At 71.6% G+C, this 17,482-nt stretch carries 10 protein-coding genes; 7 read left to right on the top strand and 3 right to left on the bottom strand.

Going from position 1 to position 17,482, the window contains the following annotated elements; genetic code table 11:
* The first annotated feature begins 56 nt into the window (after positions 1-56).
* Both D3218_RS14190 and D3218_RS14185 read left to right on the top strand, forming a co-directional pair.
* Positions 57-500: a BA14K family protein gene (locus tag D3218_RS14190; RefSeq protein WP_168990531.1), complete on the top strand. Its 444-nt coding sequence runs from the start codon at positions 57-59 to the stop codon at positions 498-500.
* 191 nt (positions 501-691) lie between these two features.
* Complete coding sequence (locus tag D3218_RS14185; protein ID WP_119540746.1) at positions 692-1,132, top strand: BA14K family protein; 441 nt, start codon at positions 692-694, stop codon at positions 1,130-1,132.
* Positions 1,133-1,206: 74 nt separating this feature from the next.
* On the opposite strand, the gene D3218_RS14180 is transcribed toward D3218_RS14185, so the two are convergent.
* The 3 genes from D3218_RS14180 to D3218_RS14170 form a co-directional block, all read right to left on the bottom strand.
* Entirely contained in the window at positions 1,207-2,010 is an 804-nt protein-coding gene (locus D3218_RS14180) for an FAD binding domain-containing protein (protein ID WP_119540745.1), read from the bottom strand.
* Between the two features lie 10 nt (positions 2,011-2,020).
* Positions 2,021-4,375, bottom strand: coding sequence for a xanthine dehydrogenase family protein molybdopterin-binding subunit (locus tag D3218_RS14175; RefSeq protein WP_119540744.1), 2,355 nt, complete (start codon positions 4,373-4,375; stop codon positions 2,021-2,023).
* Between the two features lie 76 nt (positions 4,376-4,451).
* Positions 4,452-4,952 carry a (2Fe-2S)-binding protein gene (locus D3218_RS14170; protein WP_119540743.1) on the bottom strand — a complete coding sequence of 167 codons (501 nt, stop codon included), beginning with the start codon at positions 4,950-4,952 and terminating at the stop codon, positions 4,452-4,454.
* Between the two features lie 483 nt (positions 4,953-5,435).
* On the opposite strand from D3218_RS14170, the gene D3218_RS14165 reads away from it, so the two are divergent.
* The 5 genes from D3218_RS14165 (at position 5,436) to D3218_RS14145 (ending at position 17,450) form a co-directional block, all read left to right on the top strand.
* Entirely contained in the window at positions 5,436-7,409 is a 1,974-nt protein-coding gene (locus D3218_RS14165) for an autotransporter assembly complex protein TamA (protein WP_245415052.1), read from the top strand.
* Complete coding sequence (locus tag D3218_RS14160) at positions 7,410-12,788, top strand: translocation/assembly module TamB domain-containing protein (protein WP_119540742.1); 5,379 nt, start codon at positions 7,410-7,412, stop codon at positions 12,786-12,788.
* 78 nt (positions 12,789-12,866) lie between these two features.
* Positions 12,867-13,094, top strand: coding sequence for a hypothetical protein (locus tag D3218_RS14155; RefSeq protein ID WP_119540741.1), 228 nt, complete (start codon positions 12,867-12,869; stop codon positions 13,092-13,094).
* 208 nt (positions 13,095-13,302) lie between these two features.
* A complete protein-coding gene (gene pgi, locus D3218_RS14150; protein ID WP_245415051.1) occupies positions 13,303-14,952 on the top strand; it encodes a glucose-6-phosphate isomerase in 1,650 nt (549 codons plus the stop codon).
* An 8-nt stretch (positions 14,953-14,960) separates the two neighbouring features.
* Positions 14,961-17,450 carry a glycogen/starch/alpha-glucan phosphorylase gene (locus D3218_RS14145; protein ID WP_119540739.1) on the top strand — a complete coding sequence of 830 codons (2,490 nt, stop codon included), beginning with the start codon at positions 14,961-14,963 and terminating at the stop codon, positions 17,448-17,450.
* Positions 17,451-17,482: the final 32 nt, after the last annotated feature.

The following is a 17,482-nucleotide window of genomic DNA, read 5'->3' as shown; positions in this document are numbered from 1 at the left end:
CGCCGTTTGCGCCCCCCGGGCGTTTGCTGCGACCCGAACTCATGGGAGCCCCATACATGCGCAGACTGTTCCAGTCCTTCATGGCCGCCGCCGTTCTTGCCACCGGCATGGTCACCTTCTCCCCGCCGCAGGCCGAGGCCCAGGGCATGCGCGAGCGGCAGCGGTTCGTGGAGCGCTTCTGCGCCCACAATCCCGGTGCGCGCGACTGCCGCGACTTCCGCCGCGACCATCGTCGCTGGGACGAGCGCCGCTACAATCGCTGGTATCGCGACAACTACCGCCAGCGGAACCGGGGCGATGCCGCCGCGGCCGCGATCTTCGGCTTCGCGGCCGGCGCGGCGGTCGGGGCCGCCGCCAACGCCAACCGCGCTCCGGCCTATTCGGGCAGCGTGAGCCGCGCCAAGATCGCCCGCTGCTCGGCGCGCTACCGGACCTACGATCCGGCTACCAACACCTATGTCGCCAACAGCGCCGGCGAGCGCCGCTACTGCAACCTCTGACCGCGTCGTCCAGGAGATCGTAAGGAAGGCGCCGGGTTTCACGCCCGGCGCCTTTTTCGCACCTCGACGCCCTCCGCAGGCAACCCGGCGCATTCAGCTCGCGTTCAGGTGAAATCGTGCTTCATCACCGTCGACAAGCGGGCGGGTGCCCGCTGCGGAACGCACCGGCGGTGCCGGATGGGAGTGCTTTCATGCGTAGGACGCTTCTTGCTCTCGTGACCTCGGCGGTGGCCCTGACGGCCGCCGTGCCCGCTGCCCAGGCCGACCCCTGGCGCCACCGCAACCGCGTGGACGCGGGCGACGTGCTGCTCGGCGGCGCCGTGGGCCTGGCTGCCGGCGCGCTTCTCGGCTCGGCCCTGTCGCAGCCGCAGCAGCCGCGCTACTACGAACCCGCGCCCCGCTACTACGAGCCGCCGCCGCGCCCGGTCTACGTCGCGCCGCCGAGCTACGAGGACACGATCCCCGCGCCGCCGCGCTACCGCCAGCCGCGTCAGGCGCGCTACTACGACGACTACGGCAGCTACACGCGCAACGGCCATGTCGAGCGGTGCCTCGCCCGCTACCGGTCCTACGACCCGCGCACCGACACGTTCGTCGGCTACGACGGCTACGAGCGCCGCTGCGATCTCTGACGGGTGCACCCGTCGGGCATGGAGGGGGCGGGTCGCGACGGCCCGCCCTTCTCGATTATGAGCCGGCTGCCGCGTCAGCCGCCGGCCGAGCGCACCGCCCGCTTGGCCACCACGGGCACCAGCGCCGCACGATAGGCCGAGGAGCCGTGCAGGTCGCCGAGCATCCCGCCCTCGTCGACGCGCGCGCCGTCCAGCGCCTCGGGCGCGAAACGGCTCCGAAGGGCGGCCTCGCCCTCCGGCCAGCGGAAGGCACCATCCGCCCCCGCCCCCGTGACCGCCAGACGCACCTCGCCGCCGCGCCGGGCCACGAAGACGCCGCACATGGCATAGCGCGAGGCCGGGTTGCGGAACTTCTCCCAGCCCGCCGCCTCCGGCACCTCGAACGACACGGCGGTGACGATCTCGTTCTCCTCCAGCGCCGTCTCGAACAGGCCGAGGAAGAAGTCGTCCGCCGCGATCTCGCGCCGGTCGGTGTGGATCGTGGCGCCGAGCGCCAGGAGCGCCGCCGGATAGTCCGCCGCCGGGTCGAAATTGGCGACCACGCCGCCGATCGTGCCCATGTGGCGCACGGCCGGGTCTCCGATCAGGTTGGCGAGCTCGCAGAAGGTCGGGCACACCGCCGCGATCTCGCGCGAGGCCGCGACCTCGGCATGGGTCACGCCGCCGCCGATCCGCACGCGGCGGCCCTCCACCGAGATGCCCTTGAGCGCCTCGACATGGCGCAGGTCGATCAGCGCGGACGGAGCCGCCAGACGCGCCTTCATGGTCGGGATCAGCGTCATGCCGCCCGACAGGTACTTGCCCTCTCCCGCCGTGGCGCCGATGGCTTCGGCGGCTTCCGCCAGCGAGGTCGGGCGCCGGTATTGCGTCTGGTACATGCGTCCCTCCTCAGGCCCGGGCCGACACGGCGCGCAGCGCGCGCCAGACCTTCTCGGGCGTTGCCGGCATGGTCAGTTCGTTGTTGCCGATCGCGTCGGTGATCGCGTTGATCACGGCCGGCGGCGAGCCGATCGCCCCGGCCTCGCCGCAACCCTTGATGCCGAGCGGGTTGGTGGTGCAGGGCGTCTCGGTGGTGAGTACGCGGAACATCGGCAGGTCCCAGGCGCGCGGCATGGCGTAGTCGTTGTAGGAGGCGGTGACGAGCTGTCCGGCGTCGTCGTAGTGCACGCCCTCCAGCAGCGCCTGCCCGATCCCCTGCGCCAGCCCGCCATGGACCTGGCCCTCCACGATCATCGGGTTCACCACGGTGCCGAAGTCGTCGGCCGCCACGAACTGCACGATGTCGGTCTTGCCGGTCTCCGGGTCCACCTCGACCTCGCAGATGTAGCATCCGGCGGGGAAGGTGAAGTTCTGCGGGTCGTAGAACGCGCCCTCCTTGAGGCCGGGCTCCATCCCGTCGGGCAGGTTGTGGCCCGTGTAGGCGCCCAGCGCCACCTCGTGCCAGGCGAGCTTGCGGTCGGTGCCGGCCACCTTCACCTCGCCGCCCTCGATCACGATGTCCTCGTCGGCCGCCTCCAGGAGATGGGCGGCGATCTTCTTGGCCTTGGCCTCGACCTTGTCCAGCGCCTTGGCGATGGCGCTCATGCCCACCGCGCCGGAGCGCGAGCCGTAGGTGCCCATGCCGAACTGCACCTTGTCGGTGTCGCCGTGGATCACCTGCACGTTGTCCACCGGCAGGCCGAAGCGCTGCGAGACGAGCTGGGCGAAGGTGGTCTCGTGACCCTGGCCGTGGCTGTGCGAACCGGTGAGGATCTCGATCGTACCCACGGGGTTCACCCGAACCTCGGCCGATTCCCACAGCCCGACGCCCGCGCCGAGCGAGCCCACCGCCTTGGACGGGGCGATGCCGCAGGCCTCGATGTAGCAGCTCATGCCGAGGCCCCGGAGCTTGCCACGGCTTTCGGCCTCGGCGCGGCGCGCCTCGAAGCCCGCCACGTCCGCCGCCTTCATGCCGGCGTCGAGCGAGGCCGGGAAGTCGCCCGTGTCGTAGTTCATGATCACGGGCGTCTGGTGCGGGAAGGCGGTGATGAAATTCCGGCGGCGGAATTCTGCCGGAGACTGCCGGAGCTCGCGTGCGGCGGTCTCCATCAGCCGCTCCACCACGTAGGTCGCCTCCGGCCGTCCCGCGCCGCGATAGGCGTCCACCGGAACGGTGTTGGTGTAGACCGCCCGGACGTTGGCGTAGATCGCCGGGATGTCGTACTGGCCCGACAGCAGCGTCGCGTAGAGATAGGTCGGCGTCGCGGACGAGAACAGCGACATGTAGGCGCCGAGGTTGGCGATCGTGTCGACGCGCAGCGCGAGGATCCTGCCGCTCTCGTCGGTGGCGAGCTCCGCCACCGTTCGGTGGTCGCGCCCGTGAGCGTCCGTCAGGAACGCCTCCGAGCGATCCGAGGTCCACTTCACGGGAACGCCGGTGCGCTTGGACGCCCAAAGGCAGACGATCTCCTCCGGGTAGATGTAGATCTTGGAGCCGAAGCCGCCGCCGACGTCGGGTGCGATCACGCGCAGCTTGTGCTCGGGCGCCACGTTGTAGAAGGCGCTCATCACGAGGCGCGCCACGTGCGGGTTCTGCGAGGTCGTCCAGACCGTGTAGTGGTCGTCCGCCGGGTCGTAGACGCCGAGCGCGGCGCGCGGCTCCATGGCGTTGGGCACGAGCCGGTTGTTGACGATGTCGAGCCGGGTGACGTGCGCGGCGCCAGCGAAGGCGGCCTCGGTCGCCGCCTTGTCGCCGAGCTCCCAGTCGAAGCAGAGGTTGCCCTCGGCCTCCGGGTGAAGCTGCGGCGCCCCCGCCTCCAGCGCCTTGGCCCCGTCCACCATGGCTGGAAGCGTCTCGTAGTCGACCTCCACGGCTTCCGCCGCGTCGCGCGCCTCCATCCGCGTCTCGGCCACCACCACGGCGACCGCCTGGCCGACATGGCGCACGGTGCCCACGGCCAGCGCCGGCCAGGCGCCCATCTTCATGCCCGTGCCGTCGCGCGAGGTGACGGCCCAGCCGCAGATCAGGTTGCCGATGCCGTCGCCGGTGAGCTGCTCGCCGTCGAGCACGTCGATGACGCCCGGCATCCCGCGCGCGGCCGCCGCGTCGATGCCCCGGATCCGCGCATGCGCGTGCGGCGAGCGGACGAAGGCGGCGAACTTCATGCCGGGGACGACCATGTCGTCCGTGTAGCGGCCCCGCCCGGTGATGAAGCGGCGGTCCTCCTTGCGCAGGACGCGCGCGCCGATGCCCTCGACACCCATGAGATCCTCCCGAGATCGAAACTGTTCTGGCCGGCGCGGACGGGCGCGCCGGAACGGCCGGGCGGAAGGCCCGGCCCTATTCGGCGGCGACGCGCTGCGGGTCGGCGGATGCGCCCATGCCTTGAGCGGCCGAAAGGATCGCCTTCACGATGTTGTGGTAGCCGGTGCAGCGACAGATGTTGCCGTCGAGCTCGTCGCGCACCGTCTTCTCGTCCAGCTCCGCGCCGTGGCGCCGGATCATGTCCGTGGCGGTCATGATCATGCCGGGCGTGCAGAAGCCGCACTGGAGGCCGTGGTGCTCGCGGAACGCCGCCTGCACCGGATGGAGGTCCTGCCCGCCCGCGATCCCCTCGATCGTGGTCACCGCAGACCCCGAGGCCTGCACCGCCAGGATCGAGCAGGACTTCACCGCCCGCCCGTCCACGTGCACCACGCAGGCTCCGCACTGCGACGTGTCGCAGCCGACATGGGTGCCCGTGAGGCCGAGGGTCTCGCGCAGGAACTGGACGAGAAGCGTGCGGTCCTCGACCGCGCCCGTCCTCCTGCGTCCGTTCACCACCATGGAGACTTCGGTCATGCGCTCCCTCCCGAGACGACCTTCGCCATGCGCCCGCGACGGGGCGCCGCCCGCGGCGCGGCCTGTCGGCGCCGGGACGCCGCCGCGTTCTTCTGTCGGGCAAAACGGAGACTGCAACGGCGGACGGGGGCCCCGCAAGCGAATTCTGGAACCGTTCCAGGAGCGGCCCGCGAGCCGCTCGCGCGGCCGTGTCCGCCGCCCGTCCGACCACCGGCGCGACGCATGGTCGCGGCCGGGGTCGGCACGCTCGGCATGCGGCCGTGGGGGGTGTGGCGGAACTCCCACAAGATCGGCCGCGAATCTTGCGCCAGGCCGACCAAGCGGTTGTTATTTGAGCGCGGTCCGGCATTTTGAGGCCTAGTCGCTCGGGGAGGGCGGCCGGGTTTTTCCCGCCGTGGCGGTGGGCCGCGCCACCGGAGAACGGGTGCGGAACCGGCGTCGTCCCCGACCTCGGAACGTCGCCAGGCGAAGAGAGCATCCGCGTTGATTTCTGGACTGAAGCGCCTCGTTCGCCGCCCGGCGACCACCGCCTCGCTCGCACTTGCCCTCGCCCTGGCGCAGGGCGCGCCGGCCGCCCGCGCGCTCGACCTCGGCATCCTCGATCCGTTCAACCTGTTCGGCCCGTCCGAGGAGGAGAAGGCCGCCGCCGAGCTGCCCGATCCCGTGCGCTACGAGGTGACGATCAACGTGTCGCCGGACGAGGCGGGGCTGCAGGACACGATGGAGGCCGCCTCCTCGCTCAAGGCCGACGAGGACGATCCCGTGTCGGGCTCGCTCGGGCTTCTGGCCAAGGCCCGGAACGACCGCCGCCGCCTGGTCGGCACGCTCTACGAGAATGCCCGCTACGACGGGCTGGTGACGATCCGCATCGAGGGGCGCGACATCGCCGACCTCGCCCCGGACGCCACGTTCGACACCTCGCGCCCCGTGCCGGTGACGATCGACGTCACGCCCGGCCCGCTGTTCCAGATCGGCACCGTGCGGCTCGATGCCAACGGCGTGCCGCTGGACCCGGCGACCTACGAGCTGACGCCCGGTTCGTCGGCGGAATCGGTGCGCATCCTGCAGATCGAGAACCGCATCGTGCAGGACCTGCGCAACGAGGGTCGCCCCTTCGTGGCCGTGACCCGGCGGGACGTCGTGGCCGATTCCGCCACGCGGCGGATCGACATCGCCATCGACCTCTCGCCCGGCGACACGATCCCGTTCGGCCAGACCTTCGTGACCGGCAACGAGCGGATGGACCCCGGCTTCGTCGCCTACATGACCGGCATCCGGCCGGGCGACACCTATTCGCCGGCCGCACTGGACAAGGCGCGCGAGCGGCTGCGCAAGCTCAACGTCTTCTCCACCGCCACGATCCGCGAGGCCGACGCGCAGGCCGCCGACGGCACGCTGCCGATCCAGGTGACGGTGGCCGAGCGGCCCCGGCGCGTGTTCGGCGCCGGCGCCACCTTCTCCAACACCGACGGGGCGGGCGCCAACGCCTACTGGGAGCACCGCAACCTGTTCGGCCGCGCCGAGAGCCTGCGCCTGGAGGGCTCGGTCTCGCGCATCGGCGCCAACACCTTGTCCGATACGGGGCGCGAGACCGACGGTTTCGACTACAAGGCTTCGGCGGTGTTCCGCAAACCCGGCGTCCTCGGGCCCGACTCGGTCTATGTCGGATCGATCACCGGCCTGTCGGAGCAGCCGCTCGCCTACGACCGGCAGTCGATCGCGGTGAGCAACGGCGTGGAATACCGGATCGACGAGCGGCAGCAGGTCGTGGTCAACGTGGTCGCCGAATACGAGACGGTCGGCAACTACCTCGGCGAGGACGAGTTCCTGCTCGCCTCCGTGCCCGTGACCTACACCTACGACGCGCGCGACAACCAGTTGAACCCGACCTCGGGCTTCCTGGCCAAGCTCTACGCCGAGCCGACCTACGAGATCGAGGACGGCATCCCCTTCATCAAGGCGCGCGGCGACGTGTCGGCCTATCTCGCCCTGGACGAGCGCGACCGCTTCGTGCTCGCGGGCCGCGTCGGCTACGGCGTGATCGCCGGCGCCGACCTCGGCGACGTGCCCACCGACCGGCGCTTCTTCGCCGGCGGCGGCGGCTCGGTGCGCGGCTACGTGTTCCAGTCGATCGGCCCCTACTATCCGCCGATCGCCCTGCCCGGCACCGATCCCGACTTCGTCAACACGCCGATCGGCGGCCTGTCGGTGTTCGAGGCCTCGGCCGAGCTGCGGTTCAACGTCACCGACAAGATCCAGATCGTGCCCTTCGTGGACGCCGGCACCGTGGGCGACGACTTCGCGCCCGACTTCGGCGCGCTGAAGATCGGCGCGGGCATCGGCGCCCGCTACCTGACCAGCTTCGGGCCGATCCGGGTCGATGTCGGCATTCCGCTCGACCCCGGGCCGCGCGACGGCTCCTTCCAGATCTATGCCGGCATCGGACAGGCTTTCTGAATGATCGCGATGCGCCTCCTTTCCGCCCTCCTTCTCAAGCTCCGCCTCGCCGCTCTCCTGGCGGCCGCGCTCCTGTGCGCCCAGCCGGCGCATGCGCAGTTCCTGGCCGGGCAGCTCGAGAACCTCCTGTCCACCGAGGACCGGCAGGTGAAGATCCAGGGCCTCAGCGGCGCCTTCAGCGGCGAGGTGCGCATCGAGGAGGTCACGGTCGCCGACCGCGACGGCGTCTGGCTGACGCTGCGCAACCTCGCGCTCGACTGGTCGCCCCTGGCGCTGGTGCGCAAGACGGTGGACGTGCAGACCCTGTCGGCCGGCCAGATCGTGATGGACCGCCTGCCGCGCGCCGCGCCCCCGCAGACGACCGAGGAGGAGAGCGGCCCCTTCTCGCTCCCCTCGATCACCGCCAACATCGGACGCATCGCGATCGACGAGTTCGTGCTGGGCGAGGCCGTGGCCGGAATTCCGGCGCGTCTGGCGGCCGAGGCCTCGCTGAACCTCCAGCCCGACCCGGCCCGGCTCGACGCCAGCGCCACGATCCGCCGGCTCGACCAGGGCGGCGACATCGCGCTCAAGCTCGGCTTCCAGCCGGACGCCAACCGGCTGGAGATCGCGATCAACGCGAGCGAGCCGGCGGGCGGCATCGTCGCGGGGCTCCTGAAGCTGCCCGGCGCGCCGCCCGTGCGCCTTGCCGTGAACGGCACCGGCCCGTTCGACGACTTCGCCGCCGACGGCACGCTGGACCTCGGCTCCGAACGCGCCGCGACGCTGCGGGCGACGGTCCGCAACGGCGCGGAAGGCCGGCGCATCGGCGTCGATCTCACCGCCCTGTCCGCCCCCTTCGTGCCGCTGGCCTACCAGGGCATCGTGGGCGAGAACCTGACCCTTGCCGCCAACGTCCTCCTGCGCCCGGACGGCGTGATCGGCATCGATGCCGGCCGCCTCCAGTCCGGCCCGCTCGACCTTTCGGCCTCCGGCACCTTCGACCGGACGGGCCCGAACAACGACCTCGCCGTCGCGCTGCGCACGGACGCCGCCAACCCGGTGCCCCTCGCCTTCGGCTCGGACGGCGCGCGCACCGCGCTGGAGCTGTCCTCGGTGGACGCCTCGCTGCGCGGCAGCCTGTCCGCCTCCGCGCTCCGGTTCGCCGCCGCCGCCCGCACCGCCGGCTTCGAGGACTACGTCGCCAACGCGGTGACGCTGAACGCCTCCAGCACCGGCTTCGACCTCAACAACCTCGTCGGCCCCGTGGTGGTGGACCTCGACGCGCAGTCCGCCTCCGTGCCGGACGGGATCGCGACGCGCGTCCTGGAAGGCCCGCTGGCGCTCGACGCCGACGGCGCGCTCACGGCCGACGGCCTGACCTTCAACACGGCGCGCCTCACCACGGGCGCGGCCAACCTCGCCCTGTCGGGCAGCGCCGCGCTCGACTTCTCCACCTTCCAGCTTCGCCTCGACAGCGACCTCGAGACGGCGGCCCTGTCCACCGACGCCGTGCCCTACGTGGGCGAGCGCGTCGCGGTCTCGGGCCTCGTACGGCGGGCCGCGGACGGCTCGTTCGGGGTGGACGACCTGCGGGTCGACGGCGACGCGCTGGACCTTGCGGGTTCGGCCAGCCTCACCGGCGACGAGGTCGCCGCCGCGATCACCGGCCAGCTCAACCAGGCGGCGATCGCCGATTCCGCACTGAACGGGCAGGCCCGGTTCGACCTCAAGGCCTCGGGCACCACGTCCGCGCCCGTGATCGACCTCACCGCCACCGCGTCCGACCTCGAAGTGGTGGGACGGCAGCTCACCGACCTCCAGGCCCGCATCCAGGGCACCTTCGCGCCGGACGCGCCGAGCGGCACGGTGGCGATCTCCGGGACGTTCGGCGGCGAGCCGCTGACGCTGTCGGCCGATCTCGCCACCGAGGGCGCGGTGCGCCGCCTGTCGAACCTTCTCCTTCGCCAGGGCGAGAACCGGGTCGAGGGCGAGGTGTCGTTGGACGGCGAGAACCGCCCGAGCGGCGCGATCCGCCTCGCCATCCAGGACGCCACGACCCTTCTGTCGCTCGCCGGCCAGACCGGCTCGGGCGACCTCGACGGCACGGTCGCGCTCGCGGTCGGCAACGGGGGCACGCCGGTCGCCGACCTCGACCTCACCAGCAACGCCCTGACGCTGACGCGCGACGACAGCGAGACGGCCCTGCGCGGCGCGCGCATCCGGCTGCGCGCCACCGACTACCTCACCGCGCCGCGCGCCGCCGGCACGGTGGCGGCCGCCTCGCTGCAAGCCGGGGGCATCGCGGTGGAGGCGTTGGACGCGACGCTGGAGGAAATCAACGACGCCACCGCGCTGAACGCCTCCGCGCGCGTCAACGACGTCCCCGTCGAGCTGGCGGGCGACCTCGCCTTCACCGACGCGGGCACGGTGATCGCGCTGCGCCGGCTCCAGGCCGCGATCCCGGACGCCGCGCTCTCGCTCGCCGCTCCGGCCACGGTGACGCTCGGCTCGCTGCGCACCACGCTGAGCGAGATCCGGCTCGACGCCGGGTCGGGCTCGCTCACCCTTTCCGGCTCGGCGGGCGACCGGCTCGATCTCGACCTCGCGCTGGACCGGTTCCCGCTCGCCATCGCCAACCCGTTCGTGGCGGGCCTCGAGGCGGCCGGCACCGCCAGCGGCACGGTCGCTGTGGGGGGCCTTGCGGCCGCGCCCGACCTCGACTTCGACCTGCGCGCCGAAGGCGTGGCGACCTCTCAGACCCGCGCCGCGAACCTCGACGCGGTGGACGCGGCCCTCGCCGGACAGTACCGCGACGGCACGGCGACGCTGACCGCGGCGCGCGTCGATCTCGGCAGCGGTTCGGTCGAGGCGACCGGCACGGTGGGCAAGGCGCTCGACCTCGACCTCGCGATCACCGACCTGCCCGTGGCGCTCGCCAACGGCTTCGTGGACGGGCTAGGCGCCGAGGGCACGATCAACGGCACCGCGACGGCCACGGGCTCGCTGGAGAACCCGGCGGTCACCTTCGACCTCGCCGGACGTGGCATCACAGCCGCCGAGGTGCGCCGCGCCGGCGTCGAGCCGGTGTCGCTCGACCTTGCGGGCCTCTATCGCGGCGGCACGGCCCGGCTCGACCGGGCGGTGCTGACCGCCGGCTCGGGGCGTGTCGAGGCCACCGGCACGGTCGGGCGCGCGCTGGACCTGCGGCTTCGCATCGCCGACCTGCCGCTGGCGCTCGCCAACGGGCTGCGACCCGGCCTCGACGCACGCGGAACCCTGAACGGCGAGGCCACGGCCACCGGCACCCTCGCCGATCCCAACGCCACCTTCTCGCTCTCCGGCGCCGGCCTGTCCGCCGCGCCGCTGCGCGGGGGCGGCGTGGACACGGTGACGCTCGACGTCGCGGGCACCTACGCGCAGGGCACCGCACGCTTCGAGCGGGCGCGGATCGACACCGGCGCGGGCTCGCTGGAAGCCTCCGGCTCGGTGGGCCGCGCGCTGGACCTTCGCGTGGTGCTCGACCAGCTTCCCGTAGCGCTCGCCAACGCCGTCCAGCCGAGCCTCGACGCACGCGGAACCCTGTCGGGCAACCTCGCCGCCACCGGCACGCTGCAGAAGCCCGCCGCCACCTTCGACCTGCGGGCCGCAGACGTTTCCGTGGCGCAGACCCGCGCCGCCGGCGCGCCCGCCATCGACGCCACGGCGGCCGGCGCCTATGCCGACGGCAGCGTCCGGCTCCAGACCGCGCGCCTCGATCTCGGCTCCGGCTCGGTGACGGCCAGCGGCACGGTCGGCCAGCGGCTCGACCTCGACGTCGCGCTCGACAACGTGCCCGCCTCGCTGGCGGCGGCTGCGGCCTCCGGCATCGACCCGCAGGGCACGCTGAACGGCTCCGCGCGCGCCACCGGCACCCTGTCGGCCCCGCGCGCCGAATACGACCTCCGGCTCGCCGGCTTCTCGGTCACGCAGACGCGCGAGGCGGGCGTCGGCCCGCTCGACATCGCCGCGCGCGGCGCCTTCGCCGACAACCGCGTGACGGTGGACGGGTCGCTCTCGGGCAGCGGGCTCGCCTTCACCGCCAACGGCTCGGTGGGCGTCGCCGGCACGCCGACCTTCGACCTCGCGCTGAACGGCACCGCGCCGCTCTCGCTCGCCAACCGCATCCTGGCCGAGGGCGGACGCTCCGTTCAGGGCACGGTGGCGGTGGACGCGCGGGTGCGCGGCAGCGCCGCCGCGCCCGACGTGACCGGCACCATCTCCACCGCCGGCGCCTCGTTCGTGGACACGGGCGCCAACCTCGCGGTCAACAACATCAACGCGCAGATCGCCCTGAACGGACAGACCGCGACGCTGACGAGCGTCACCGCGCAGCTTGGGGCCGGCGGCACCGTGAGCGTCTCGGGCACGATCGGCCTCGGCGCCGGCTTCCCGGCGGACCTTCGCATCCAGGTCGCGGACGGGCGCTATGCCGACGGCGAACTGGTGACCGTGCGCCTCGACGCCGGCCTGACCCTCACCGGCCCGCTGGCTGGCGGCGCCCTCCTGGCCGGCACCGTGAACGCGCGCGAAATCGCCATCCTGGTGCCCGACAACCTGCCGAGCTCGGTGGCGCAGATCGACCTAAAGCGACGCAACACGCCGGCCGCCGTCCTGCAGCAGATCCGCGAGATCGACCCGCAGGGATCGGCCGGCGGCGGGGGCGCCGGCGGCGGCATCCGCCTGGACGTGACGCTGAACGCGCCGAACCGCGTCTTCGTGCGCGGCCGGGGTCTCGACCTGGAGCTCGGCGGAACCATCCGCATCACCGGGCCGTCGTCCAATCTCGGCATCGCCGGCGCCTTCGAGCTGCAGCGCGGCCGTTTCCAGCTCCTGTCGCGCCGGCTCGACTTCCAGCGCGCGACCCTCACCTTCGACGGCAACCTCGTGCCGACGCTGGACCTCCTGGCCGCGTCCGACACGGGCGAGGTGACGGTCTACATCGCCATCACCGGCCCGGCCAACAATCCGAGCTTCACCTTCACCTCCTCCCCGGCCCTGCCGCAGGACGAGGTGCTGGCGCGCCTGATCTTCGGCCAGGGCACGGCCGACCTGTCGCCGCTGCAGATCGCCCAGCTCGCCTCGGCGGCCGCGCAGCTCGCGGGCGTCGGCGGCTCCACCGGGCTTCTCGACAACCTGCGCTCGCAGCTCGGCGTGGACGACATCGACATCCGCACCACGGCCGACGGTCAGGCCGCCGTGGGCGTCGGTCGCTACCTCAACGAGAACACCTATGTCGGCGTCGACAGCACCGGACGCGTCTCCATCGACCTCGACCTCGGCGCCGACATCAAGGCGCGCGCGGCGGTGACGGCGAACGGCGGGGGCGAGGTCGGCGTGTTCTACGAAAAGGAATATTGAGGGGCGCAACCGGCGCCGCGGCTCGCACGTTTCGACGCACGTCCCCCGACGAGGGGACGTCTGTCAGGAGTCCAAGCCATGAGCACCGAAGCCCTCAAGCACGCCCGGTTCGACCGCGAGGACGGCACGTCGTTCGATACGCCGATGGCCGTGGTCGAGGACGGGTTCCTGGACGACCACGAGAAGCGATCGATCCTCGGCGAATGGAAGCGCCGCGTCGACGCGGAGAACCGGGCCGACGGGATCGATCCGATGTCGCAGACGCTGGACCACGCGATCGAGAAGCTGGCCGGCCTTCGGACCTGAGGCGCCGCGGGGGTCGCCTCCCCCCTCCCCGGTCCGCCATAGGCGAATTCGTAATGGCTTTCCGATACGGATCGTCCCGGCGGCGCGCGGCCGGGGCGGCATGGCGGGGGCCCGACGGGAAACTGTTGGGCACTGCGGCAAAACGCTCTATCCTTCGGCGTCCGAGCGCGGGCCTGTCGGCTCGCCGACGAAGCCATGGACCGATCGCGTGACCGACCAGATCTCGAACGACGTATCCCTCGACCAGCTCAAGGCGCGGGGCGCGACCGCCGCGAAGACGGGCATCAAGGCGCTCTTCGCCGCCGACGCGGATCGGTTCCGCCACTTCTCGTTCCGGCACGACGACCTCCTGCTCGACGTGTCGAAATGCGCGCTGGCGGCCGACGACCTCGCCGCGCTGCACGCCTTCGCCCGCCTCGCCGGCGTCCTGGAGCGCCGCGACGCGATGTTCTCCGGCGCGCGCATCAACACCACCGAGAACCGTGCGGTGCTCCACGTGGCGCTGCGCGCCGAGCCCGGCGACGGGTTCGCCGTGGAAGGACAGGCGGTGGGCGCCGAGGTGGAGGGCGTCCTCGCCGCCATGTCGCGTTTCGCGAAAGGCCTTCGCGACGGCACGATCCGGGGCGCCACGGGCCAGCGGATCACCGACATCGTCAACATCGGCATCGGCGGCTCGGACCTCGGACCGGTCATGGCCTGCCTCGCGCTCGCGCCCTACCATGACGGCCCGCGCGCCCATTTCGTGTCCAACATCGACGGCGCCCACATGGCGGACACGCTGCGGGGCCTCGATCCAGAGACCACGCTCTTCATCGTCGCCTCCAAGACCTTCACCACGATCGAGACCATGACCAACGCGCAGACGGCGCGGGCCTGGGTCGCGGGCCGTCTCGGCGAGGCCGCGGTGGGCGCGCATTTCGCCGCCGTCTCCACCGCGCTCGACAAGGTCGGCGCCTTCGGCATCGGCGAGGACCGCACCTTCGGCTTCTGGGACTGGGTGGGCGGCCGCTACTCCGTGTGGTCGGCGATCGGCCTGCCGCTGATGATCGCGATCGGGCCGGAGCGCTTCCGCGAGTTCCTGGCGGGCGCGCGCGACATGGACCGCCATTTCAAGGACGCGCCGGCGGACGCCAACCTGCCGCTGATCCTCGGCCTCGTCGGCTGGTGGCATCGGGTCGCGCAGGGCCATCCCTCGCGCGCCGTGATCCCCTACGACCAGCGCCTCGCCCGGCTGCCGGCCTACCTCCAGCAGCTCGACATGGAATCCAACGGCAAGCATGTCGGCCTGGACGGCCGCCGCGTCGAGACGCCGACGGGACCGGTGGTCTGGGGCGAGCCCGGCACCAACGGCCAGCACGCCTTCTTCCAGCTCCTGCACCAGGGCACCGACATCGTGCCGGTGGAGTTCATCGTGGGCGCCAACGCGCACGAGAGGGGCCAGGACATGCGGATCCACCAGGACCTGCTTCTGGCCAACTGCCTCGCCCAGTCGGAGGCGCTGATGAAGGGCCGCACGCTGGAGGAGGCCCGCCGGCAGCTTCTGGACGCCGGCCGCCCGGCGGACGAGGCCGAGCGCATCGCGCCGCACCGCGAGTTCTCCGGCGACCGGCCCTCGATCACCATCCTGCACGACAAGCTCACGCCCTTCGCCTTCGGCCGCCTCGTCGCGCTCTACGAGCACCGTGTCTTCGTGGAGGCGCAGCTCTTCGGCATCAACGCCTTCGACCAGTGGGGCGTCGAGCTCGGCAAGGAACTGGCCACCGGCCTCCTGCCCGTCGTGCGCGGCGAAGCCTCCGCCGAGAGCCGTGACTCCTCCACGGCGGGCCTCGTCTCCGCCATCGCCCACCTGAGGACGTGAGATCCGACATGACCGCATCCAGCCTCGCCGTCCGCCCCTCGCTCCTCGAGCCCGGCGACAAGTCGCAGCCCCGGCTCAACGACACCGACACGATCGCCAAGGAGATCGTGGAGAAGCTGACCTATTCGATCGGCAAGACCACGGGCGCCGCGCGCCTGCACGACTGGCTCGAAGCCACCACGCTGGTGGTGCGCGACCGGGTGATCGACAACTGGTTCAACTCCACGATCGAGACGCGCCGGAGCCAGGCCAAGCGCGTCTGCTACCTGTCGATGGAGTTCCTGATCGGACGCCTCCTGCGCGACGCGATCTCCAATCTCGGCCTGACCGATCCGATTCGCGAGGCGCTGGCGCGCTACGACGTCGAACTGGACCTGGTCGAGCTCCTGGAGCCCGACGCCGCGCTCGGCAACGGCGGCCTGGGGCGCCTCGCGGCCTGCTTCATGGAATCCATGGCCTCGGTCGGCGTGCCCGGCTACGGCTACGGCATCCGCTACGTCCACGGATTCTTTCGCCAGGAGATCGTCGACGGCGCGCAGGTCGAGCTGCCCGAGACCTGGCTGAAGCACGGCAATCCATGGGAGTTCGAGCGCCGCGAGAGCTCCTACGAGATCGGCTTCGGGGGCAAGGTGACCTCGATCGAGGAGGGCGGGCGCACGCGCTTCGTCTGGCGCCCGGCCGAGCGCGTGCTGGCCGTCGCCTACGACACGCCGGCCGTCGGCTGGCGCGGCGCCCACGTCAACACGCTGCGCCTGTGGAGCGCGCAGTCGCTCGACCCGATCCTGCTCGACGCCTTCAACGCCGGCGACCACATCGGCGCGCTGCTCGAATCCAACAAGGCCGAGGCGATCACCCGCGTCCTCTACCCGGCCGATTCGCACCAGGCCGGCCAGGAGCTGCGCCTGCGCCAGGAGTTCTTCTTCTCCTCGGCCTCGCTGCAGGACATCATCCGCCACCACCTCGCCCAGTACGACGACCTGACCAACCTCGCCGACAAGGTCGCGATCCAGCTCAACGACACCCATCCGGCCGTGTCGGTCGCCGAGCTGATGCGCCTCCTGGTGGACGTGCACGGCATGGAATGGGACGAGGCCTGGACGATCACCCGGGCGACCTTCTCCTACACCAACCACACGCTTCTTCCGGAGGCGCTGGAGACCTGGCCGATCCATCTCTTCGAGCGGCTGCTGCCGCGCCAGATGCAGATCATCTACCAGATCAACGCCGGCGTCCTGCGCGAGGCGACGCAGGGCCAGGGCTTCGACGACCGGACCATCTCGGCGATCTCGCTGATCGACGAGGGCAACGGGCGGCGCGTGCGCATGGGCCAGCTGGCGTTCGTGGGCAGCCACGCGGTGAACGGCGTCTCGGCGCTGCACACGGAGCTGATGAAGCAGACCGTGTTCCACGACCTGCACAAGCTCTATCCCTCGCGCATCGAGAACAAGACCAACGGCGTGACCCCGCGCCGCTGGCTCCATCAGGCCAATCCCGGCCTGTCGAAGCTGATCGATGAGACGATCGGGCCCGGCTTCCGCGACGACATCGACGAAATCGCCAAGCTCGACCGCCACGCCGACGACGCCGCCTTCCAGGAACGCTTCGCGGCGGTGAAGCGCGAGGCCAAGCAGCGGCTCGCGACCCTGGTGCAGGAGCGGCTGGCCATCGGCCTCGACCCGGCCGCCATCTTCGACATCCAGGTCAAGCGCATCCACGAGTACAAGCGCCAGCTCCTCAACATCCTGGAGACGGTGGCGCTCTACGAGCAGATCCGCTCCCTGCCCCATCTCGACTGGACGCCGCGCGTCAAGATCTTCGCCGGCAAGGCGGCGCCCTCCTACGTGCAGGCCAAGGAGATCATCCACCTGGCGGGCGACGTGGCGCGCGTCGTCAACTCCGACCCGACGGTGCGCGGCCTCCTGAAGGTCGTGTTCCTCCCGAACTACAACGTCTCGCTCGCCGAGATCATCATGCCGGCGGCCGACCTCTCGGAGCAGATCTCGACGGCCGGCCTCGAGGCGTCGGGCACCGGCAACATGAAGTTCGCCCTCAACGGCGCGCTCACCATCGGCACGCTGGACGGCGCCAATGTCGAGATGCTGGAGCATATCGGCGAGGACAACATCTTCATCTTCGGCCTCAAGGCCGACGAGGTGGCGAAGATGCGCGCCGAGGGCCACGGTGGTCAGGCGGTGATCAACGGCCAGCCGCTGCTGCGCTCGGCGATCGATTCGATCTCGTCCGGCGTGTTCAGCCAGGGCGACCCCGGCCGCTACGCCAACCTGATGAACTCCATCCGCGACCGCGACTGGTGGATGATCGCCGCCGACTTCCGGGCCTACTGGGACACGCAACGCCGGCTCGACGTCCTCTGGAAGGACCGGGCGGCCTGGAACGCGATCGCCGCGCGCAACACCGCGCGCATGTCGTGGTTCTCGTCCGACCGCTCGATCCGCGAATACGCGCGCGACATCTGGAAGGCCGGCCCCGGCGCCTGAGCCGGCCCCCGATCGCTCAAAAACTCTGTGCA

It is taken from the genome of Aureimonas flava, assembly GCF_003583935.1.
GTDB lineage: Bacteria > Pseudomonadota > Alphaproteobacteria > Rhizobiales > Rhizobiaceae > Aureimonas > Aureimonas flava.
The sequence above is the reverse complement of the archived record's forward strand: the minus strand, read 5'-3'. Positions and strand labels throughout refer to the sequence as shown.

Excerpts from the sequence above, each read along its gene's own strand:
- D3218_RS14190 (WP_168990531.1), top strand. The coding sequence starts at position 57 with ATGCGCAGACTGTTCCAGTCCTTCATGGCCGCCGCCGTTCTTGCCACC.
- D3218_RS14185 (WP_119540746.1), top strand. The coding sequence starts at position 692 with ATGCGTAGGACGCTTCTTGCTCTCGTGACCTCGGCGGTGGCCCTGACG.
- D3218_RS14180 (WP_119540745.1), bottom strand. The coding sequence starts at position 2,010 with ATGTACCAGACGCAATACCGGCGCCCGACCTCGCTGGCGGAAGCCGCC.
- D3218_RS14175 (WP_119540744.1), bottom strand. The coding sequence starts at position 4,375 with ATGGGTGTCGAGGGCATCGGCGCGCGCGTCCTGCGCAAGGAGGACCGC.
- D3218_RS14170 (WP_119540743.1), bottom strand. The coding sequence starts at position 4,952 with ATGACCGAAGTCTCCATGGTGGTGAACGGACGCAGGAGGACGGGCGCG.
- D3218_RS14160 (WP_119540742.1), top strand. The coding sequence starts at position 7,410 with ATGATCGCGATGCGCCTCCTTTCCGCCCTCCTTCTCAAGCTCCGCCTC.
- D3218_RS14155 (WP_119540741.1), top strand. The coding sequence starts at position 12,867 with ATGAGCACCGAAGCCCTCAAGCACGCCCGGTTCGACCGCGAGGACGGC.
- D3218_RS14145 (WP_119540739.1), top strand. The coding sequence starts at position 14,961 with ATGACCGCATCCAGCCTCGCCGTCCGCCCCTCGCTCCTCGAGCCCGGC.